Source organism: Microcystis protocystis FBCC-A270 (genome assembly GCF_050500235.1).
GTDB lineage: Bacteria > Cyanobacteriota > Cyanobacteriia > Cyanobacteriales > Microcystaceae > Microcystis > Microcystis ichthyoblabe_A.
The window spans coordinates 359453-380427 of the sequence record NZ_CP191407.1; the positions used below are offsets into that span (position 1 = coordinate 359453).

Sequence of the window (20975 nt, forward strand, 5' to 3'; positions counted from 1 at the left end):
ATGAATATTACCATCCCAAATCTTTACGATAGCGATTATCAACTTTGGTTAGAGTCCACTATCAACCAATTGCGTCGGGGGGATTTTCAAGCGGTAGATTGGCAGAATTTATTAGAGGAGTTAGCAGATTTGGGAAAAAATAATCGACGAGCGCTTAAGAGTCTCTTAACTCGACTTCTAGAACATTTACTGAAGTTAACCTACTGGCAATCCCAACGAGATTACAACCAAGCGGGATGGAAAAAAGAAATCAGGAATTTTCGCCTACAAATTGCTGATCTTTTAGCAGATAGTCCCAGTTTAAAGTCCTATTTAAGGGAAATTTTAGCAAAATGTTATCTCGATGCTCGCAATCTGCTTATTGACGAAACCAAATTAGATGCCAGTATTTTCCCCGGGGAATTGTTAGCTAATCTAGAGGAGATTCTCGATGAAAATTGGTTGCCGGATTGGGGAGATATAAACAGGGATCAATCTTCCGAGGTGAACTAAAGATTAGCTTCACCTACCCGGTTTACAGACATTATAGTCCTCGTGAGAGATCACCGCCTCTGGGACGAGAAGATTGCCGTGGTCGCGACAGATGAGGCGATAATTGCGGGTAACGGGGATACTGATAATAAAGCGATCGTGTCGCAATCGTTTACCGTGGAAATCTCGATAATTGCGGTGATTTTGCAATCCTTGCAGGATTTCCCTAGCTTTAAGTACCACATTTTTCGGTAATTCCCGCAGATCGATCGGATCCTGGGAAAAAGTGGCTTCCCAAGCATTTTTTTGACGTTTTCTTTCTTCCCAAGCGGCATCTAGTTGAGCGCAATGATGGCAGACTTGGCCATAACCCTTGTGACCACAGGGAAACTTCTTCTTTCTTCTGGACATAATACCATCTGTCTGTAAGGCTGTGAGCGACTATTCAAGAGCGGTAAAGCTTGCTTCACTTTTGGCAGATGGAGAAGAAAGTCTTTACCCAGTGATTATCTATACTTACCAGCATACAGGGATCGATACCTCGTTTGGCCATTGACCAGCCAGAAAGTTGATCTTGGTTAGTTAGGGACTGCTGTCACCAAAAGGATTAAGGCTGCTTAGAATAATTCCCATTCTTGGGTTCTTAAACGTTTGAGAATAGCTAAACGGCTACTAAAATAATTAGCACAGAGACGACTATAATCGGTTAAACGCAGGTTATTTAAGCTAATTGACCAAGACCAAATATAGGCCGCTTGGGTGAGATACTGAAGACAAGATAATTCACCATCGGTTAAAGGCACTGTTTGCTCGTAACCTTGGATAAAACTGTGGCGAATCTGGCGATTTAAGCCGGATTGTAGGGAAACTTGCAAAAATTTAGCGATATCAAAAACTCGCCAACCATAACCGCACTGATCGAAATCAAATAGGGTCATCTGATTATCAGGGGTGATATGCACATTACCACTATGAGGATCGCCCCAACAAATGCTCCAATAGGGAGATTCTGTCGGTAATTTGGCGGTTTCTTCCTCTATTTCCCCAATGGTTTCTAAAACACAGTCTAGGTCCCTCGGTCGTTGGTGCAGAAAAGGTGCGATAATTTGCAGGGAATCCTCGAGAAGATATTTGAGGTTGAGGGGATGACGATAGGCTAGGGGGTGAAAATCTGCCGTCACCCGATGTAAATTAGCCACGATCGCCCCTAAATGATAGGCTTGTTCTATATCTATATCCCCAATAGCAATTCCCCCAGGAGCATAGGGAAAGAGGACGGCGTAACGTTTCCCTTCCGGAGCATTAATTTCTAGGGATAAATCACCGTTTTTGCTGCGAATTGGCGCGGCGACGGGAACCTGAGAGCGATCGAGATAATCTAATAATTCTAGCTCGAAGTCTATTTCCATTTTGCTGCGCCAATGGCAGTGAGATACGCGCAAAATGTAGGGAGTTGTCAGGGTTTCGAGGAGATACACATCACTTAAACCCCGATGCCAAAATTGACAATTTTTCGGCATATCAATCTCGTAACGAGAAAAAACCAAATCTGCTAGGGCAGCGGGAGCCAGAGTGGAGTAGAGTGTGGGAAAAGTCCATTCTCCAGTGCGAAAATTGGCAGCGGGAGAACTAGAAGGCAGTAAATTGAGCGAAGCCAGAAAAGTCGTCACGATTCCCTCCCGATGCAAGTGTGGACAACGCTCGCATCATCCTATTTTATAGGCCACATATATTACAAATCGGTTCGATCGCTCCGTATATTTCGCTACATTCCTCTGTTAATCAGTCTTTAAGTAGTCAGGCAAAATTAATTACCAGCCACAGAGGGCTGAAAGCCTTGCTAGACAAGGATCGCTATGGGTAAATAATTTTACCCAGATACTTAATATCCCCTACTGCCCGCTCTCGACGATTATTTTAAATGCCTAAAAGTTTAGCCTGAAAAAATATTGCTTATCTTGATTCTTCCTGACTGAGATGACGTAGTTTATCTCGAAAATAGCCAAAGCTGGGCGATCGATTAATGTCCACATTCATCTGAGGAGAAATATTTTCTGCCCAGACTGTTTTCTCTTGACCCACAGAAGCTCCACCTAACTTAGATAATTGTTTCGCTCCACCTCTGTATATAGCATCTGCCAGTTTTTCCCAAGTACCACAGATACTATCATTAATATAGGAATCCAAGATAGCACTTTTGGCCTGGGGATAAGCAATTTTTATGGCATTAATATCACCTAAATACCAAGCTTCTCCTTCTTCAATAGCAATACAGAAGTAAATTTGGGATTGGATAGCAGATTTTTCCAGACAATTGCTTAATTCCTGTCGAAATTTCCGAAAACATCGATTATCCAGATCGCAAACCACAATCAGTACAGCAGCATAATTATCAGGGTAACTAGAAAAAGGGCTCTCCCAGCTTTGGTGGGTAAAATGTATTCTAAGATACATTTCTCAAGAGCGAGGGGGTGGAACGAACCACAAAGACACAAAGGACACAAAGATCGATCGATCATATAGTAAGTTAAACTTATCACACAGAACCTAGAAGAGCCAAAAAAGTTTTATCATATCCTTGAATCAGTTTAGGTAGTCGCTCAAGAAGAATCCTTTTACTAGGATCGGAAACAGACTGTAAGTCTCTGGGAATATGACCACTGCCTTTATAGGAATGAACCCTAAATGTATGACCTGCATTCATGTCAATAATCTTAGGAATTAGAATATCAAGTGCTTTTTTTCCCGACAAATCCTCGACCAAAATTTCAAAGTGCATGACCTTATCTCTCATCTAAGTAATCACTATACCAAAGACTACCAAGGGGCAATCCTTCTGAGACGAGATTCTTAATTAAAGGATTGTCACTGGCCCGTTTAATCCGAGAAAAACCATCATCACCCTTTTCCAGAATCCAAACTTCTTCCGGCTGGAGAGCATCAACAAAATAAGGTTGATGAGTGGTGATAAAAATTTGAGAACTTCCTCTCTGTCCTGTGGCGTGTTTTCTAAATTCTTGAGCCAAGGTTTCTAATAGTTTATGGTATAAGCCGTTTTCTGGCTCCTCAATACAGATAAATGGCGGTGGGGAAGGGTTTTCTAACAGTAAGAGATAGGCCAATACTTTTAAAGTACCATCGGACATTTGCTGTACATAAAATGGGTCTTGGAATCCCCGATCATTAAATTTTAATAGTAGTCGATTATCGGGACTTTTTTCGGTGCTAATTTTTTCTATACCCGGTATCTTACGAGAAATACTATTAAGTATATTCTGAAATTTCTTGGAATGCTCTCTTTCCATAAACTGCACCACATTACCGAGATTATCTCCATGGATATTCAAATGTTTCTGGGGTCCTGCTAGGGGCAAACTTCTGGCCGCATCGGGAGTAAAATAGCTGAGATACCATCCCTCAATAAATCTCCGAAATAGGGAAATTCTCGGATGCTGTTTGAGAGAACCTAACGTAGCAATTCCTAGTTTGCGCTTATCATTCAGTTCCACTAACTCGGTTTCCTTGCTTTCCTCATCAGCTTCTCGTTGAATTTTTTCTATTAACTTAAATAAATCAAAATGGTCTTGACCTTCTTCTACTTGTTTCCCTTCTTCTTCTCCTTTCCAGACGATTCCTTTCCCTTCATCGAGGATTAAAAATGAAAAAGGCCATCCGGTCTTTTGACCTTTTCTTCTCTGTCTGAGTCTTTCTTTAGAACTCTTGCAAATTAATTATATGTTATAATGATGGGTTAACTAATTTTCCCCAAAAAATTAGTTAATCAGTACATTCGTCCTGAATGAAAACTTGAAGTTTAACTTTTAACTCAAAACTCTTTAGAGCTGCTTTAATTTGGTTATCAAAACCTCTTTATTTAAGCGGCACAAACTATCTCAATTATAAAAATTGAGAATAAATTCTCCTTGACTTGATTAATCTTTAGGCAACTTTTAAGAAGCTGCTATACCTATCCCTAACTCACAGTTATAAATAGCCGCCAACAAGTTAACTCTTAAACTATATCTTCGACGACGATTCCGATATTTACAGGATAAGATTTTAAAGATTTTGAGTTTCCTATTTATATGTTCAATGATAATCCTTTCTTTGGCTAAAGCCTTGTTATACTCTTTTTCTAACTCTGTTAATTTTCTATTTTTCGATTTCTTTTTCGGTGTATAACTATTACTATGGTATGCAGCTATTCCCTGATAACCACTGTCTTCTATGCTGGTAGTTAAAGGATGAAAACGAACTCGACTTTTTTTAAATAAACTAAAATCATGACCTCTACCTTTCCCACAGAAGACACAGATAATTTCCTCTGTATTTTGATCAGCTACTAATTGGGATTTTAAAGTATGATAACCTCTTTTACCCGAAAAAAAATCTTTCTGTTTCTTTTGGGGGCGTTCAATGGGAGTTTCCGTTACATCCATTACCGTTATGACCGGTATCTCTGCTTGATTGAGTAAAGCTTTTTTTCCTTTTAAACGGAAGTTTCCCGATTGTAAAAGCATTTTTTCCGTCTTATTTACAATCCGACATATAGTTGATTCTGATAGTTCCCAGCTTGTACCAATGTGAAAATATGTTCTATATTCTCGCCAATATTCTAACGTTACTAAAACTTGTTCTTCTATAGATAGTTTAGGTTTCGGTCCCCTTTTAGATGGTGAATTAGAGTCGGCTTCAACACTTTTTACTGATTCTACCATCTTTCTATATGTTTGTTTGTACACACCGAAACGGCGTTTGAATTGTTCATCTGATAAGTTTTGATAATCCATAATTTTGCTAATAAACATAGCAAAATTATAGATGATTTCCTGACCTAAGATCACATTTTATTCTTTTTTCCACTTCAATCTAAGAATTGAGAAAAAAGCAAAACCTTATATTATACCATAAAAAAATTATGCAAGAGGTCTTTTTTTTACATAAGGTCTATTATCGGTATCTAGATCAATAGCTAATTCATAGGTAATTGGTCGGGAATTGTAATCTTCTTTGTAATAAATCTGAAATTCAATGCTTCCTTCCTGACCCTGGGAACGAAGACGCTCAAAGCCGCCCCGACCCCGCGCATCACAAGCTTCTTCTACTCCTCCTTTAAGACAATCAGATAAAAAACCGAAGGCATCAAAAAGTGTGCTTTTTCCCACACCATTTTTGCCGATAACGGCCGTCATCGGTGTCAGAGAATCTCGATTTTGAGTATTCCATAACTTGCCCAGGGTTATATCCTTGAGCGCTCGATAATTTTTAATCCTCAATCCCTCAATTCCGGCCATTATTTAGTCCCGTTTCTCATTACTAAAGTAATTTGAGCAATTTCTTGATAGATTGATTCTAGACCAGTTATCAATTACTGACCCGATTCGATCGCTCCTTCGGCCTCATGGACAATTGCCCTCAATTGATCTAAAGTTTTCTGGTCCACCTGGGTCCATAATCCCCGTTGTTGAGCCTCTAATAATCTTTCGGCCATATCTCGCAATGCCCAGGGGTTTTTCTCCTGAATAAATTGTTGTACCTTCTCGTCAAATAAATAAGCTTCGGCTACTCCCTGATAGATAAAATCCTCCACCAGATGAGTAGTGGCAGAGTAGGCAAAAATATAATCTACGGTTGCAGCCATCTCGAAAGCGCCTTTATAGCCGTGTCGCATCACTCCCGCTATCCATTTGGGGTTAACCACTCGCGAACGGTAAACCCGGCGAATTTCTTCCTCTAGGGTTCTGATGCGGGGATTTTCCGGTCGGGAATGATCACCAAAATAGGTGACGGGATTTTTGCCGGTTAAAGCCCGGACACTGGCAGTTAAGCCGCCTTGAAATTGATAGTAGTCATCGGAGTCGAAAATATCGTGTTCCCGATTGTCCTGATTGTGCAGCACTATCTCTAATTCTTGCAGTCTATTTCTCAATACTTCCGGTAAAGAATGGGCAGTTCCTTGGCTATCATAGGCATAACAACTCCAGTTAATATAAGCATTAGCTAAGTCTTGATCATTTTGCCAGTTTTGTGACTCGATTAACCCCTGTAAACCGGCCCCATAAGCACCCGGTTTGCAGCCAAAGATTCTGGCAGTAGCTCTCAGTTTCGCCTCTTTTTCTCCTAAGCCCTGACTTAGCCAAAACTCCCTCTCTGTCTTCACTTTCGCCGCTAAAGGATTAATTTTTTCCTCTTCCTCTTGACAAGCTACCGCATTTATGCCAGAATTAAGAAGATGTAGTATGCTGGGGAAACTGTCCCTAAAAAAGCCGGATACCCGAACAGTAACATCAATGCGAGGACGGCCTAAGCTAGACGGGGTAAGGATTTCAAACCCGACCACCCGACGGAAAAAACCATCCCAAAGGGGACGAATTCCCAGTAAAGCCATGGCTTCGGCCACATCTTCGCCACTATTTCTCATCGTCGAGGTTCCCCAGATAGAAATCGCCAAAGTGCGGGGATATTCGCCATTTTCTTGGGTATAACGTTCAATTAGTGCCTCTGCAGCCTTTCTTCCCACTTCCCACGCGGTTTCTGTGGGGATTGCGCGGGTATCGACGGAATAGAAATTTCTGCCGGTGGGGAGAACATCGGGACGGCCGCGGGTAGGAGCGCCGGAAGCACCACTGGGGACGTATTGGCCAGCGAGACCTTTTAAGAGATAGGTAAGTTCATCGGGAGTTTGTTTTAAAGCAGGAATTAACTGATTTTCTAGCCAAACCAATTCTTTTGCCGTATTTTCGCCTACAGGTTCAATTTTCTGGCTAATTAAATCCTGAGCGAGACTTTCCAGATAGGTAGTAGTATCGTTATATTCCGTCAGGGGGTCGCAGTCGAGATGGAGGTCAAGGGCGATCGAACGGGTTAAACCGGGGCGGTCGGGACTGGGAGAACGAGCGATCGATTGGATTAAATCAATTAACTGCTGACCCTGGGGACATTGACCGAAGATATGTAAACCGTCGCGGATTTGTGCTTCCTTGAGTTCACAGAGATAACCATCCACGACGGTGAGAAATTGACCAAAGGAGGCGCTAATCGTGCCTAGCTCTCGATCGAGATTAGTTTTCGCCACCAGATCGTTAATCCGCTCGCGAATCAGAGCTAAACGAGAAGGATCAAGAGATTCTGCTTGATAATATTCATCGATGAGGGACTCTAACTTTTCCCAATCCCCATACAATTCCGCTCGCGTCATTGGGGGAGTGAGATGGTCGATGATAACAGCTTGGGAACGTCTTTTAGCGTTGGAACCTTCTCCGGGGTCATTGACAATAAACGGATAAAAATTCGGCAGCGACGAGAAAGCAATTTCGGGATAACAATGGGGAGAAAGAGCGAGACTTTTCCCCGGTAGCCATTCTAAATTGCCGTGTTTACCGAGATTAATCACGGCAGTGACTTGGAATTCCCGTCGTAACCAATGGTAAAAAGCGAGATAGCTGTGGGTAGGTTCCAGGTCGGGGGAATGATAATTAAGAGTCGGGTCAAGGTCATAACCGCGAGAAGGTTGAATACCGATAAAGACATTACCTAACTGGAGGCCCGGGATAGGAAAATCCTTGTCTGGATGTCCCCAACGGTCAAGCAGAGCGCTTTGATTATCGGGGGGAAGGGAGGAGAAATAATCTAGATATGCTTCTAGGGAGAGAGATTGATAGATAGGTTTTAATTCCCTTGTCTCCAGGTCATTAGTGATACCAGAAATAAGCAATCGCATTAATTCATCGCTATGGTCGGGTAGGTCGGTGAGGGTATAACCTTGGGTTTGTAGTGCGCGAAGAATTTCCAAACCACTAGCGGGAGTATCTAAACCAACTCCGTTAGCGATACGACCATCCTTATTGGGATAGTTGGGGAAAATGAGGGCAATTTTTTTCTGGGAGTTGGGAAGGGAGGAGAGTTGACAATAGTTTGCGGTTAAATCAGCGACAAAATCAACCCGGTGGGGGAGGGGTTGATAGATAACTATTTCCGTTTCTAGTTTGGGATGTCGGGTGAGGACAGATTTAAAGGAAATAGCGCGGGTGATAATTTTGCCATCCATTTCCGGTAAAGCGATATTCATGGCCACATCCCGGGGGGAAAGACCTTGATAACCCTGTTGATAAGCTTCTAAACTGCTGCTGCTGAGGATAACTTGGAAGATGGGTTTATTGAGGGACTGCCAGAAGTGATGATTTTGTTTGTCTTCCGGTCGCTGGATAGAGAAGCTAGTGGTGTCGAGAATTAGGTCTGGGGGATGCTGGGAAAAGAGGGTTAATAGTTCCTCTTGCACTTCGATTTCCCGGAGAGAGGAGAGAAAGATAGGGACAGTTTCAATGTTTCTTTGGGTGAAAGCACTGATTAAAGCATCGATAGCTTTGGTATTACCCGCGAGATAATGGGAACGATAGAAAAGTATCCAAGTCCGTGCTTGGGGTTGGGATAGGGTTGTCTGGGAATAGATTCCCAACCTAGGGACAACCCTAGGTGGAGAGGGAGAATAGTCGAGATGGAGACAGGTATGCGCGATAAATTTAGCAGCATTAATCCAGTTATCTATCCCTGCTTCCGTGAAATAGCACCATAACTGGTTAACAGTAGTCAGGGAAGCAGTGGAATGACTCATCAACTCTAAATCCGGTTTATCCTCTCCCGGGAGGACAAATAAAGTTGCACCGGTTTCCTCGACAATTTCCTTAACTACTTCCAATCCGTAGGACCAACTCCCCCGTCCCCCCAATAAGCGAAGAATAATCACCCTTGCTTGGGATAGTACCTTGTCCCCATAGTTATCAATACTGTATTGCTGCTGTAACTGTGATAAATTCAGGGCGCGAATTGCGGGAAAATTATCCGGTAGATGGTCGATAGCTGCCGCTAGAGTTTGAATATCGGTATCAGCCATGGTGAGGAGAACAATCGGGGCCGGATTTTGGTCAATAATAATCACCCCTTCGGTATCTGCTGTCCAACCACCCGCTTGGGGAGCAATACGGTGCATAAGTTTTGAGAGTCAGGTTAAATAATGATTAGGTTTTGAGAATCAGGGTCTCGATCGAGGGATCATTGTTGGGTAGATAGAGATGATTATATCTGTCTGCGGCAATTTATAGCAGTTATCTTAATGGTGAGGTGCGAAGTTTTCGTTTTGGGGAGCCAGTGGTCGGTCGTCAGGAGTTGATATCAAATTAGGTTACATTTCCCACTTACGAGAAACAATGTTAAGAATAGGGATTGGGGAATAGTAGGGGATAGGGACTAAGAAAACTTGACCAAACCCCAGTCCCCAGTCCCCCCATCACCTTACTGATAACTGATAACTGATAACTGATAACTGATAACTGATAACTGATAACTGATAACTGATAAATGAACGCTTCTCCCGCTTATGTTTGCTGTCAAGTGTTGTCATCTACTCACCTCGAACAAATTCGTTCTTGGTGGGGACAGTTGGCAATACAGGTAACAGGGCCCAGGATTAGTCTCAGTGAAAGAGATATTCCCCCACAGACGGGGGAAATCTATCAACTCTTGCTTTCCACTGACCTACAAGCTTTATTGTTAGCCAGTCCCCAAGCACATAACTTTGATTACGAAGTCCGCATTAGTTTTGAAGCGAACACGATTAAAAGTTTTCTGCAAGGACTGGCCGTCAAGTCTCTCCACCACCCAAAAATTCAGCAGGGTTATCAAATTTTAAATTTGCCTCCATCCATTAATGTCAGCAGTTTTCAAAATAAAATTTTAGTCAAAATTCTCTCTATAACTTCTTCTCCGTCTGCTGAGGGGGGTTGTCCCCGCATCTTCTCCGTTTGTCAACCGGTAGAAGCGGCCCTATCCCAACAAATCGAACAGGAAAGATTATTAAACCAAGTCATCACCCAAATGCGTCAGAGTTTGGAGTTACCGGTGATTCTGGAAACCGTGGTCAGGGAAGCGCGGGAATTTCTGCAAGTGGACCGATTGTTAATTTATCAATTTTTCCACGGTATCAGTGAGGGAAAGGGAAAAATAACTTCCGAGTCGCGCGTTTCTGACCAGATAAATTCCGTGTTAAATTTAACCCCTGAAGACGATTGTTTTTCCTATATTCCCCAATACAAGGAAAAGTATCGTCAAGGATTAATTCTGTCCGTGGATGATGTGGATGTTAACTATTCTTCTTCCTTCTGTTTGTCCGAATTTTTGCGACAACACCAAGTGCGATCAAAATTAATCGCTCCCATTGTGGTACAAGAAGAATTGTGGGGTTTATTAATTGCCCATCAATGTGGAGAAAAACGCCAATGGTTGCCGCAGGAAAAGAAATTTTTAGGTCAGATTGGTGAACATCTCGCCATCGCTATCTATCAAGCGCAATTATATTCCCAAGTACAGGAACAAAAAGATATTTTTGAGCGCCGGGTAATCGAAAGAACCCAAGAATTACAAGATACTTTAATGGCCGCCGAAGCTGCTAACCTCTGCAAAAGTGAATTTTTAAATAATATGAGTCATGAGTTATTAACTCCCCTAACTTGTATTATCGGTTTGTCCAGTACCCTGCAAAAATGCTCGGCAGCCAGTAATTTTTTACCTCCCGATAAACAAAAACACTATCTACAAGTTATTCAGGATAACGGCAATAAACTATTAGAATTAATTAATGATTTGCTTAATTTCTCGCAAATTTCGGCAGGCAAAGCCGTTTTAGATATTAAACAATTTTCGCTAAAATATCTCTGTAATCATGTTTTAGAAATTATCAAAACAGAGGCAGAAATTAAAGAAATTAATCTGATTTTAGAGATGAAAATCACCGAAAAAGAGCATTATTTTTATGCCGATTACGATCGAGTTCAGCAGATACTTTTGTACTTGTTAAAAAATGCCCTAAAATTTACCCCCGAACAGGGTGCTGTCACGCTGAGACTGTGGAAAGAAGGCAGTCAGGTCATTTTTCAGGTAGAGGACACGGGCATCGGCATTCCTGCTCAAAAAATACCGCTTCTGTTTGAAAAATTTACCCAGTTGGATGGCTCTCGTAAACGTCGTTATGGTGGTATGGGATTAGGACTGGCTTTAACTAAACAATTAGTGGAACTCCATCGCGGCACGATCGAGGTAGAATCTTGCTTAGATAAAGGTTCCATCTTTACCGTCCGTTTACCTCAACAAAAGCCACCCAAATCTCAACCCCAACCCTCGGATCATAATCCCCATTTTAATCAGCACCATCCCACTATAGTTTTAATTGAAAGTGACGAAGAAATTGCCAATCTTATTTGTGAGTTATTGATGGTGGCACATTATCAAGTTATTTGGTTAATCGATAGTGTCTCCGCTATCAAAAAAATTGAGATCGTGCAGCCAAGTATTATAATTGTCGATCGAAAAATGCCCGATATATATCATCTTTGTCATCTCTTAAAAAAATCCAGGCAAACTCAAGCCAGTAAAGTGCTAATCTTGAATGATACCCCTGAAATCAGCGTTAATTTCCTCGGTCGTCATGGCATTGATGACTATCTCCTCAAACCGATTCAACCCTCCCTATTGTTGGAAAAAATCCGCTATCTAACCGCTTTATAAGTGGGGTTTGCGGCAAAAAGTTTTTCGGTGGGGGTAGGGTTGCATCTCATTTTCATCTGGTCAATTTTTTCCTTTTTCCTCAGAAAATAGGGCTTGAAAACTAACTATCACATAGCTAATTTTCAAGCCCTTAATTGTAGGAATCCTAGGCTAAATTAGGATTCACTTTCGATATAGATAAATAACAACCCCATAACCACGGCTGGCATTAACCAACAGACGATTGGGATTAAAATCCAAGGCAGATAAGAAGCTGCGTAGGCACCAGTCATGTCAAATGCTCCTAGTAAAAAAATAAGGAAATGATAATCAGGTAGAACAAGGGTTAATTATTGATTAAAAACCCCGCGCATGATGCCATCAACGACACCAAGATTTTCTAGGAGGAAATAGGCCACAAAAGCGCCACCCATACCACCAATAAAGAAACCGGCGGCGAATTGACTCCAACCCTCGGAGGATTGCAGAGGATCACCACTAGCGGCCTTACCTTGGAAGGAGACAAGACCATAACTAGCTAAACAACCCGTAGCCAAGAGAACCATGGCTAAAGCGGGGATTAAGCCGCCGAGATTAGCATATTCCGAGTCTCTCAAGGGACCCAGGACAACCCAGGGACCACCGAGGAAATAACCGTGGGCCATACCCACTTCTAGACCGCGCAGAATCGGAGCTAGACCGGGACGATAGGCAGGTAAGTTACCAATAAAAGCTTTGGTAAAACCAGAAGCGGAAATGGGGGTAGCTAGATGACCAATGAACGGATCATCATTGTAGGGTGTCACCACCTGTTTGTATCCAGTTTCAGCCATTGTGTTTGAGTTCTCCTTTTTCCGATCAACAGGAAAATTGATCATAAAACTTTAAGATTACACTTTAGGCCTAAGAATTACTTCAAGCAACCCCATCGATCGAGTTTTCAAGGGTTGACGGCTGAAACTCTCACAATTCGTTACATTTCTCTCAGGAGACGGGGGAGTGGGGAGCTTTGTTTCAGTGTTGCCAAAGGCACGGCGTAGCCGTCCAGTAAACAGTAATCAGTGAACTGAAAACTCACATCTGATACTAAATCCGTTGAGTATAGGCTACATATCAGGATAGGCAAGAGGCAAGGGGCAAGGGGCAAAAGGAGGAATAGATAATCAGTCTTTAATAACTGGATTTAGTATGATATAGCCTTTTTCAGTCTGCTGAGCTACAAAAGTTATGGGTTTTAGGCACTCATGCACTCATGCAAGAGGAAAAAGGGAAGAAAAATAGGTGTACCTCACTAGCTTAGGAAACGCTATAACTGCTCACTGATAACTGCTCACTGATAACTGCTCACTGATTAAGGGATAATCAACACTGGACAGGGGGCAAGGTTAATAACTTTGGTGGTGACGCTTTCGGACACACCTTCGCTAGTTAATCCTAAACCGCGACAACCCATAACAATCAGGTGAGCATTAATTTCATCGGCCACATCACAGATGACAAAAGAAGGCATTCCCTCCCTTTCAATCATTTCCGCCTTGATGCCAGCTTGGGCGAAAATGGCCTGTGCCGATTGTAACAATCTATCCACCGCTTCGATCGAACTCATCTTATCGTCGGCGGCAATTTCTCCGGTGGGTGTCGTTTCCACCACCGACAACAGCACCAAACGACTGTCAAAGATTTTGACTAATTCGATCACACTACTGGTAGCGTCACGACTTTCGCGGCTGTGGTCGATGGGAAATAAAATCGTCTCAAACATAATTAGCAAGTCTCTCCAATCAAATTTTTCTGGGCAAATCAGTCTTGGAACTGCAACACTGATCCCCAAATCTGAAATAATCTTTGTCAAAGTAATTGCCGCAAGTAGCGATACCCTGATTTAATCTTTATTGTACGGTAAGCAATCTAGGAGGTTATGGGCTGTGCCAAAAAAAACAGTAGCGAATTTAACAGAGGCTGATTTAGCGGGCAAACGGGTCTTAGTCCGGGTCGATTTTAACGTTCCCATGGACAAAGCCACTGGGGCAATCAGCGATGATACCCGTATTCGGGCAGCACTGCCAACTATTGAGGATTTAATCAAAAAAGGGGCTAAGGTTATTTTATGCAGCCACATGGGTCGTCCCGACGGTCAAGTTAAAGAAAATTTGCGTCTGACTCCTGTAGCTAAACGTCTCTCGGAATTATTGGGCCAAGAAGTAATCATGTGTCCCGATTCTATTGGTGAGGGAGTGACGGCAGCGATTAGTCAAATGTCTAACGGTCAAGTGGCCCTGTTAGAAAATCTGCGTTTCCACGGTGAAGAGGAGGCAAATGACCCCGATTTTGCCAAAAAATTAGCCGCTAATGCCGATTTATACGTTAATGATGCTTTTGGTACCGCCCACCGCGCTCATGCTTCTACGGAAGGCGTTACCCACTATCTCAGCCCCTCGGTGGCGGGTTATTTGATTGAAAAAGAGTTAAACTACCTACAAGCAGCTATTGAAACTCCCCAACGTCCCCTAGCGGCGATTATCGGCGGTTCTAAGGTTTCTAGTAAAATTGGCGTGATCGAAACTCTATTAGAAAAGTGCGATAAACTGCTCATCGGTGGCGGTATGATCTTTACTTTCTACAAGGCCCGCGGTTTAAGTGTTGGTAAGTCTTTGGTGGAAGAGGACAAACTGGAATTAGCCAAATCCCTGGAAGCGAAAGCTAAAGAAAAAGGGGTGGAATTTCTCCTTCCTACTGATGTGGTGTTAGCGGATAAATTCGATAAAGATGCCGAGTCCCAAATCGTCAAGGTCGAAAATATTCCCGATGGTTGGATGGGATTGGATATCGGACCTGAATCAGTTAAAGTTTTCCAAGAAGCTTTATCTAACTGTAAATCTGTCCTCTGGAATGGCCCCATGGGGGTGTTCGAGTTCGATAAATTTGCGGCGGGTACAGATGCGATCGCTCACACTTTAGCCGATTTAACCGCTACGGGTACAACTACCATTATCGGTGGTGGTGACTCGGTAGCGGCGGTGGAAAAAGTGGGAGTGGCGGAAAAAATGAGCCATATTTCCACCGGTGGCGGTGCTAGTTTGGAATTACTCGAAGGGAAGGTTTTACCCGGTATTGCCGCTCTCGATGAAGCCTAATTATCGCTAATATCTCAGGTTTAAACAAGGTGGGTGTTGCCCCACCTTTTTTTATGAATTAGGGAGTGGGTTTTTAAAGTTGGATTGGGAGTTAATCATACCATGAATTTTGCGGCAAAAATAGCTGAGCCACTAGGATACTTCAATCGCAGTAAAATCGACTCGCTGATATAAATCTGTCAGGGATATTTGAAAATCTAGAGAAAACAAAGTTAAAATCGCTTCTTGATCGTGATAATCCCGGAATGCCCAATGATCGCCCCTTTTATGAAATTGTTCTATATAATAACCATATTGATCGATTAAAATATATTCTTCAAAACTATCAAGAGAGCGGTAAAATTTAAACTTATCACCCCGATTATAGTCTTGAGTAGATTTTGATAAAACCTCGATAATCACCTGTGGATTGGTAATCGTATCGGTGCGTCCTCTTTCAAGAATTGGTTCTCCCTTAACGATCATAAGATCGGGATAGGTGTACACATTATAGGCGGGTATTGCCAAGCGTAGATCGGTGATAAATATATCATAGGCTTGATTCTGGATAGTTAAGGGAAATCTTCTATAAAAATTTCCCGCAATGCGATTATGGTTAGGAGTTCCCCCAGTCATAATAATAATTTCTCCATCTCGATACTCGTGTCTGTCGGTGGCAGTTTCCTCTAGTTGAAAGTATTCTGCGACTGTGTAGCGTTTCTCAGTGGTTGCGACCATATTGCCCCCTTGAAAGCAAAGCTCTGTCTTTATAATAACCTGTTTTCTGAAAAGGTAAGTAGCTGGTTATAATTAAATTAAAAATGGATTTTAGGTTAGATCCCCCCTGCCCCCCTTGATAAGGGGGGTGTCTGATAATTTTTAACGCCTACCTACTTATAATTATCGGTTTTAATCAGGTGCTGACTACTGTATAAATATCGAGAGACCTTGTTAACAAGGTCTCTCCAAAGTGGGTGGGATTATTGTTGCTAATTTGTTAATCCGGTTGGGATAATTTGAGGATAGCGCTAGTGACTTTCATGCTTTCTTGATAAAGCACGTCCTGGCCCCAACGCTGTAACTGTTTACCTAGGAGAGTTTCTGTTTTTTGGTCTTCCAGATGGGACACTTGTTCAACCCGGCAAGATTGGGCCCCTCCCGAAGCTTCCATCCGCATACAGCCAGTAGTTCCCGAACAAATTACCGTACAACAATCAGCCTGAAGATTAGTAGAAGTGAGTTTAATACTAATCAGATCCCCTTGTACCTCACCCCAATCGGCCACGGGAATACCGGCTAATTCCGCCTCAATTAAACGCTGGTCCTGACCGAGGAAGCTAATCCGATGAATAGCGTAATCTCCCGACCGGTGACTATATCCCACCGGTCGCCATTGTAACCGGCTGGCCATCCAACCGAGGAACATAAAAGCTTGACAAGGATTGCCCTTTTCGTAATCAATAGTGATGCGATCGACTTCCAGAATAGCATCCCGGCGCTCCGGTGGATCAAAAGCCTCGGCGGTTAGTTCTTGCCAGGGAGCGAGACGACTCCAGTTTAGGTCAGCTAATGGCACATCTGTTGCTAATAAATCCCCCACTTGCAGCAGTTCCGTTTCCGGTTCCCGAAAAGTGCTGGAATCGACGATAATCGTATCACATTGACTGGCCAGACGCTTAAATAGTCCATATTCCCCATCGGGACTGGCTTTCCACCAGAGAAATTTGGGCAAACTGGGAATAGTTAACTCGGAAATAATGCCACCAATTCGTTCCAAGGCTTCCGCTGTGCCGCTTAAAGTGACGTATTCACAGCAAACTAAAGTGTTCTGACTACGTTTGTTAACGGGACAATAGGCAGAAACAGAGGCTTTTACCCCTTCATCGGCCTCGGCAGTGGGACAGAGGGTAATAATGCGACAGGGATTGGAAGCAGCGATCGCATCTGCCACCCCAATCGCATCCAAATCGGCGGCGTATTGACGATGATTAGCCCCATCCTCGGCGTTTTTTTCCGCTTCCCAGGCCGCCCTTAACCGAGCGACAAATTCATCGCTAGAAAGCCCAGTTACTTCTAGTTCTAGGTCCTTCTGGGCCACTTTGATGGCGGCGTGGGTCCGCGGACCGGCAATACCATCAATCGGGCCAGTGTAATAGCCGAGAAGGGTTAACAATTCCTGTACCGCATCGGGTTCATAGACAATAAAGCTAAAGGTGGTGGCCCGGGTGGCGGCCATCCCATCCTCATTATTATTATAGGATTGCCAGATATCGCGCAGTTCCTGCTCGATCACATCGATGGAAACATCTTTCGGTGCTTGCAGGGAGACAATGGGGGGGCTTTGGGTAGTCATGTCAGTTATCAGTTATCAGTTATCAGTGATTCAGTTATCAGTTACCAGTTATCAGGTGTGAGTTTTTAGTTTACTGCTCACTGATTACTGGTCACTGTTCACTGTTTTAGAGTCGTCGCCAACGACGGCCATCGCGGTTAAGGAGAAATTCCGCTTCTGTGGGTTCCCAGGTACCCGCTTCGTATTGGGGTACGGAGGCAGGATCGGCGGGGGCATCCCAAGCGGCGAGAGCGGGAGTAACGATGCGCCATGCTTCTTCTACCTCATCAGAACGGGTAAATAGGGTTTGATCTCCCAGCATAGCGTCTAAAAGTAGGCGATTATAGGCATCGGCGCTGGTGACACCGAAGGAGGAACCATAACTAAAGTCCATTTCTACCGTGCGCGTGCGTAATTCCGAGCCCGGCATTTTCGCCTCAAAACGGAGGGCAATACCTTCGTTAGGCTGAATCCGCATACTCAGTACATTTGCATTAGTTTGTTGAGCCGCCGATTGGAAGATTAATAACGGCACATGGCGGAATTGGATGGCAATCTCGGAAACTTTTTTCGGCAGACGTTTACCGGTGCGCAGATAGAAAGGGACACCCTGCCAACGCCAGTTATCTACCATTAATTTCATGGCCACGTAGGTGGGAGTGGTCGATTCGGGATTAACCCCCGGTTCTTGCCGATAGCCCAGAATGGGTTTTCCTTTCATCCAACCGGCTTTATACTGGCCGCGGATGGCGGATTTTTCTAGGTTATTAATATCGGCCAGGTGAGTCGCTTGCAGGACTTTGACTTTTTCGCCACGGACACTATCGGCGTTAATAGCGTTGGGTGCTTCCATCGCCGTCAAGCAGAATAACTGCATCAGGTGATTTTGCACCATATCGCGCAAAGCTCCCGATTTTTCGTAATATCCGGCCCGCTCCTCCACTCCCACGGTTTCGGCCACGGTAATCTGGACGTGATCGATAAATTGACGATTCCAGAGGGGTTCAAAGATGGCGTTAGCAAATCGGAACACCAGTAAGTTTTGGACGGTTTCCTTGCCTAAATAGTGGTCAATGCGATAAACTTGGTTCTCCTGACAAACCTCTTGTACGACTCGATTGAGAACTTGGGCAGAACTGAGATCTTTGCCAAAGGGTTTTTCGATCACTAAGCGGTGTTTAATTGGGTCTTTCAGCATTCCGGCTGCCCCGAGGTTTTTAAGACCGGGGGGAAAGAAATTAGGAGAAACCGCTAGATAAAAGACTCGATTGCCGCGGGTTCCCCGGATTCCGTCTAATTCTTCCAGAAAGACTTTCATTTTGGCGTAACTTTCTGGGTCGTCCATGTTGCCGGGGAAATAGTACAACCCTTGGGCGAAGTCTTGCCAATATTCCTCACTACCAATCCCGTCGGAAAATTCTTCGATGCCTTGGCGCATCTGTTGGCGAAAATAATCATGACTCCACTCTCGGCGCGCTGTACCGACGATGGTTAATTCGGCCGGTAGTCGTCTTTCCCGTTTCAGTTGATAGAGAGCAGGAACCAGTTTTCTTTGGGTTAAGTCTCCCGATGCCCCAAAAATGACTAAGATTAAGGGTTCTGGGGTTCTTTCTTGTCGCAATCCCACTCGGAGAGGATTTTCGAGCAGCTTTACCATAGGATTTTGTCTAGCCGAGGTGCATTATTTTCCAGTCTAGCGGGAATACTCGACGGCATACCTAAAGTAAAAATTAATAACCACAATCAGTAATCAGTAATCAGTAATCAGTAATCAGTAATCAGTAATCAGTCATCGGTCATCGGTCATCGGTCATCAGTCATCAGTAATTGGATAATATCTTTAGGCCTTTTTGAGATCAAAAAGTTCTGGGCAGGGGAGTGAGCGGGGGGAAAATTCAGGGAAAAAGTCCCTGAATTTTAGGTAATTGACCACCCAAAAATGGGTGAAACCCCACACCCTACCCCTAGGAAAAACTTTTTGCCGCAAACCCTACTTATTTTTTGGCGGTTTTAACACAATCGAGGGTACGGACGATGGCGGCCGCTGCGTAGTTACGACGGGTGGGATCATTTGGTACAAAAGCACTACCCTGTTCGTTCAAGGGAGAGGCCACAGCGCAAAATCCCGACATCTGGGTAATTAAACCAGCGGCCCAATGACCAGAAGTATCGGAAAAATTGGCGGGGGTTTTAGTTTGGGCCAAATCGGGGGCTTGTTTTTGCTGAGTTTTCAGGTAGGTGGCGGCCTGTTTGAGGATCGCCATCAATTCGGCCCGGGTGATGGGGTCGCCCGGACGGAATTCGCCGTTAGCTTTGCCGGCAACAATACCATTAGCCCGGGCCCATTGGATTTTTTTGGCACTCCAACGCGTCGCGTCCACATCGTTAAAACTGCCGCTGCCGGGGGGAATCTCTTCTAGGTTAATTTTGGTGACAGTTCCCATCCCCTCAATAATCATCGAGATGAATTGTTCCCTGGTAACGGGATTTTCGGGGCGGAAGCTGTTATCTTCTTTAAAACCAGCCACTACCCCAAGCGCGATCGCTTTTTCGATCTCAGTTTTATAGATATCGCCGCTAATATCCCGGAAACTGGCCTCAGCAGTGGGGGGAGGAGTGGTTTCGTTGATAGGAGGTCTGCCGGCGGCTGCGAGAACTTCTGTTTCTTTGCCGCTAAAGTAGAAGTGGCCTAAACTTTTGCCTTGGAAAGTACGACGGCTGAATCTCCAACCCGGTTCGAGGATAATTTTCATAAATCCTGTTTGCATTCCTCGGGTTCTTCCCACCACTAATTCCGGTCTGCGAGCATCCCGGGGAGTTCCCACTAAGTATAATTCGCCATTGCGTTCCACAATACGCAGGATGTAATCTAGCCCAAAATCCCGGCCATCGAGACGGATAGAATAACCATTACTATCGGTGGCGCGGCGACAAATGCCGGTAAAGTCAAAGTTGAGAAGCAGCGGGTCGATCATGACGGGATTTGAGCCGCTTTCGCTCCAACACTTCTGTTTTCCCTGGATTTGTTCCAAGACTAGCAGGTCAAATTTATTACCTCCGTAGGGACGAGCGATCGCTACTACCTGGGTCTGCTCGATGTCCTGTTCGTCAAAGTTGGCCGCTGGTGTGGCAGTTATGCCCAAGGTCATTAGGGCGGTTAGGGCGATCGATAATCTAGCTTTCATGATCTTTATCTATAAGACGATTTTTGCAGTAAAAATAATAGACGTGCTAATCCCACTATTCTAAGACTGAATACTTCCGGTTGTTGTTCCAGACTGCGCCGGATTGTTGTCTGTCTGCACAACTTTTCTCTCAATCTTCAATTTCCGAACCTATTCATCCTAGCAATATTCTGCTTGAACTGGTGGGTTGATCAATATTAATTCGGTTAGCTGTTGAAACTGGCGAGATGTTGGCGAATTGTTGAAAATTTTAGCCAGCCATTCGAGTCTTAGGCTAAGATGGGGAGAGAGGCTTTTAATTGGCCGCAGCCCTTGACTTCCCCACAGGATTTAAGCCCA

At 43.9% G+C, this 20975-nt stretch carries 14 protein-coding genes and 4 pseudogenes; 3 read left to right on the forward strand and 15 right to left on the reverse strand.

Going from position 1 to position 20975, the window contains the following annotated elements:
• A complete protein-coding gene (locus ACQY1X_RS01810; RefSeq protein ID WP_430015309.1) occupies nt 1-492 on the forward strand; it encodes a DUF29 domain-containing protein in 492 nt (163 codons plus the stop codon).
• A 9-nt stretch (nt 493-501) separates the two neighbouring features.
• Here ACQY1X_RS01810 and ACQY1X_RS01815 read toward each other — a convergent pair whose 3' ends face one another.
• From ACQY1X_RS01815 to cobN, 8 genes and pseudogenes are all read right to left on the reverse strand, one after another.
• The gene (locus ACQY1X_RS01815) at nt 502-882 is read right to left on the reverse strand and encodes a DUF7682 family zinc-binding protein (protein ID WP_002747647.1); all 381 of its coding nucleotides are present in this window, start codon (nt 880-882) and stop codon (nt 502-504) included.
• Nucleotides 883-1088: 206 nt separating this feature from the next.
• Nucleotides 1089-2141 (reverse strand): phosphotransferase enzyme family protein, encoded by a 1053-nt coding sequence (locus ACQY1X_RS01820; protein WP_004162191.1) that lies wholly within the window; start codon nt 2139-2141, stop codon nt 1089-1091.
• A 283-nt stretch (nt 2142-2424) separates the two neighbouring features.
• Nucleotides 2425-2880: pseudogene (locus ACQY1X_RS01825) on the reverse strand (DUF4276 family protein); the annotation flags it as partial.
• 154 nt (nt 2881-3034) lie between these two features.
• A pseudogene (locus ACQY1X_RS01830) lies at nt 3035-3250 on the reverse strand (hypothetical protein); the annotation flags it as partial.
• 4 nt (nt 3251-3254) lie between these two features.
• Nucleotides 3255-4184, reverse strand: a pseudogene (locus tag ACQY1X_RS01835) (AAA family ATPase); the annotation flags it as partial.
• 237 nt (nt 4185-4421) lie between these two features.
• Nucleotides 4422-5279, reverse strand: a complete 858-nt coding sequence (locus ACQY1X_RS01840; RefSeq protein WP_002732125.1) for an IS5-like element ISMae4 family transposase — start codon at nt 5277-5279, stop codon at nt 4422-4424.
• Nucleotides 5280-5393: 114 nt separating this feature from the next.
• Nucleotides 5394-5765 (reverse strand): annotated as a pseudogene (locus tag ACQY1X_RS01845) (AAA family ATPase); the annotation flags it as partial.
• 74 nt (nt 5766-5839) lie between these two features.
• On the reverse strand, nt 5840-9457 hold the full coding sequence (gene cobN / locus ACQY1X_RS01850) for a cobaltochelatase subunit CobN (protein WP_430015310.1): 3618 nt from the start codon (nt 9455-9457) through the stop codon (nt 5840-5842).
• Nucleotides 9458-9825: 368 nt separating this feature from the next.
• Here cobN and ACQY1X_RS01855 point away from each other — a divergent pair, with 368 nt between their 5' ends.
• Entirely contained in the window at nt 9826-12027 is a 2202-nt protein-coding gene (locus tag ACQY1X_RS01855; RefSeq protein ID WP_430015311.1) for an ATP-binding protein, read from the forward strand.
• Nucleotides 12028-12182: 155 nt separating this feature from the next.
• On the opposite strand, the gene ACQY1X_RS01860 is transcribed toward ACQY1X_RS01855, so the two are convergent.
• The 3 genes from ACQY1X_RS01860 to ACQY1X_RS01870 all read right to left on the reverse strand — a co-directional run bounded on the left by ACQY1X_RS01860 (nt 12183) and on the right by ACQY1X_RS01870 (nt 13768).
• Nucleotides 12183-12299 carry a photosystem I reaction center subunit VIII gene (locus ACQY1X_RS01860; RefSeq protein ID WP_002737043.1) on the reverse strand — a complete coding sequence of 39 codons (117 nt, stop codon included), beginning with the start codon at nt 12297-12299 and terminating at the stop codon, nt 12183-12185.
• Nucleotides 12300-12356: 57 nt separating this feature from the next.
• On the reverse strand, nt 12357-12839 hold the full coding sequence (locus ACQY1X_RS01865) for a photosystem I reaction center protein subunit XI (protein ID WP_002737469.1): 483 nt from the start codon (nt 12837-12839) through the stop codon (nt 12357-12359).
• 518 nt (nt 12840-13357) lie between these two features.
• On the reverse strand, nt 13358-13768 hold the full coding sequence (locus ACQY1X_RS01870) for a universal stress protein (protein WP_016516027.1): 411 nt from the start codon (nt 13766-13768) through the stop codon (nt 13358-13360).
• A 163-nt stretch (nt 13769-13931) separates the two neighbouring features.
• Between ACQY1X_RS01870 and ACQY1X_RS01875 the strand changes: the two genes are divergently transcribed.
• Nucleotides 13932-15140: a phosphoglycerate kinase gene (locus tag ACQY1X_RS01875; protein WP_069473875.1), complete on the forward strand. Its 1209-nt coding sequence runs from the start codon at nt 13932-13934 to the stop codon at nt 15138-15140.
• Nucleotides 15141-15272: 132 nt separating this feature from the next.
• On the opposite strand, the gene ACQY1X_RS01880 is transcribed toward ACQY1X_RS01875, so the two are convergent.
• The 4 genes from ACQY1X_RS01880 to ACQY1X_RS01895 all read right to left on the reverse strand — a co-directional run bounded on the left by ACQY1X_RS01880 (nt 15273) and on the right by ACQY1X_RS01895 (nt 20636).
• Entirely contained in the window at nt 15273-15857 is a 585-nt protein-coding gene (locus ACQY1X_RS01880) for a Uma2 family endonuclease (RefSeq protein ID WP_130756682.1), read from the reverse strand.
• 259 nt (nt 15858-16116) lie between these two features.
• Nucleotides 16117-17472 (reverse strand): glucose-6-phosphate dehydrogenase assembly protein OpcA, encoded by a 1356-nt coding sequence (gene opcA / locus ACQY1X_RS01885; protein ID WP_002736509.1) that lies wholly within the window; start codon nt 17470-17472, stop codon nt 16117-16119.
• A gap of 106 nt (nt 17473-17578) precedes the next feature.
• Nucleotides 17579-19108, reverse strand: a complete 1530-nt coding sequence (gene zwf / locus ACQY1X_RS01890) for a glucose-6-phosphate dehydrogenase (protein ID WP_002736082.1) — start codon at nt 19106-19108, stop codon at nt 17579-17581.
• Nucleotides 19109-19445: 337 nt separating this feature from the next.
• A complete protein-coding gene (locus ACQY1X_RS01895) occupies nt 19446-20636 on the reverse strand; it encodes a DUF3747 domain-containing protein (protein WP_430015312.1) in 1191 nt (396 codons plus the stop codon).
• Nucleotides 20637-20975 lie beyond the last annotated feature (339 nt).

What these genes read in the sequence shown, in the direction of transcription:
- ACQY1X_RS01810 (WP_430015309.1), top strand. Translation starts at nt 1, where the DNA reads ATGAATATTACCATCCCAAATCTTTACGATAGCGATTATCAACTTTGG.
- ACQY1X_RS01815 (WP_002747647.1), bottom strand. Translation starts at nt 882, where the DNA reads ATGTCCAGAAGAAAGAAGAAGTTTCCCTGTGGTCACAAGGGTTATGGC.
- ACQY1X_RS01840 (WP_002732125.1), bottom strand. Translation starts at nt 5,279, where the DNA reads ATGTTTATTAGCAAAATTATGGATTATCAAAACTTATCAGATGAACAA.
- cobN (WP_430015310.1), bottom strand. Translation starts at nt 9,457, where the DNA reads ATGCACCGTATTGCTCCCCAAGCGGGTGGTTGGACAGCAGATACCGAA.
- ACQY1X_RS01855 (WP_430015311.1), top strand. Translation starts at nt 9,826, where the DNA reads ATGAACGCTTCTCCCGCTTATGTTTGCTGTCAAGTGTTGTCATCTACT.
- ACQY1X_RS01860 (WP_002737043.1), bottom strand. Translation starts at nt 12,299, where the DNA reads ATGACTGGTGCCTACGCAGCTTCTTATCTGCCTTGGATTTTAATCCCA.
- ACQY1X_RS01865 (WP_002737469.1), bottom strand. Translation starts at nt 12,839, where the DNA reads ATGGCTGAAACTGGATACAAACAGGTGGTGACACCCTACAATGATGAT.
- ACQY1X_RS01870 (WP_016516027.1), bottom strand. Translation starts at nt 13,768, where the DNA reads ATGTTTGAGACGATTTTATTTCCCATCGACCACAGCCGCGAAAGTCGT.
- ACQY1X_RS01880 (WP_130756682.1), bottom strand. Translation starts at nt 15,857, where the DNA reads ATGGTCGCAACCACTGAGAAACGCTACACAGTCGCAGAATACTTTCAA.
- opcA (WP_002736509.1), bottom strand. Translation starts at nt 17,472, where the DNA reads ATGACTACCCAAAGCCCCCCCATTGTCTCCCTGCAAGCACCGAAAGAT.
- zwf (WP_002736082.1), bottom strand. Translation starts at nt 19,108, where the DNA reads ATGGTAAAGCTGCTCGAAAATCCTCTCCGAGTGGGATTGCGACAAGAA.
- ACQY1X_RS01895 (WP_430015312.1), bottom strand. Translation starts at nt 20,636, where the DNA reads ATGAAAGCTAGATTATCGATCGCCCTAACCGCCCTAATGACCTTGGGC.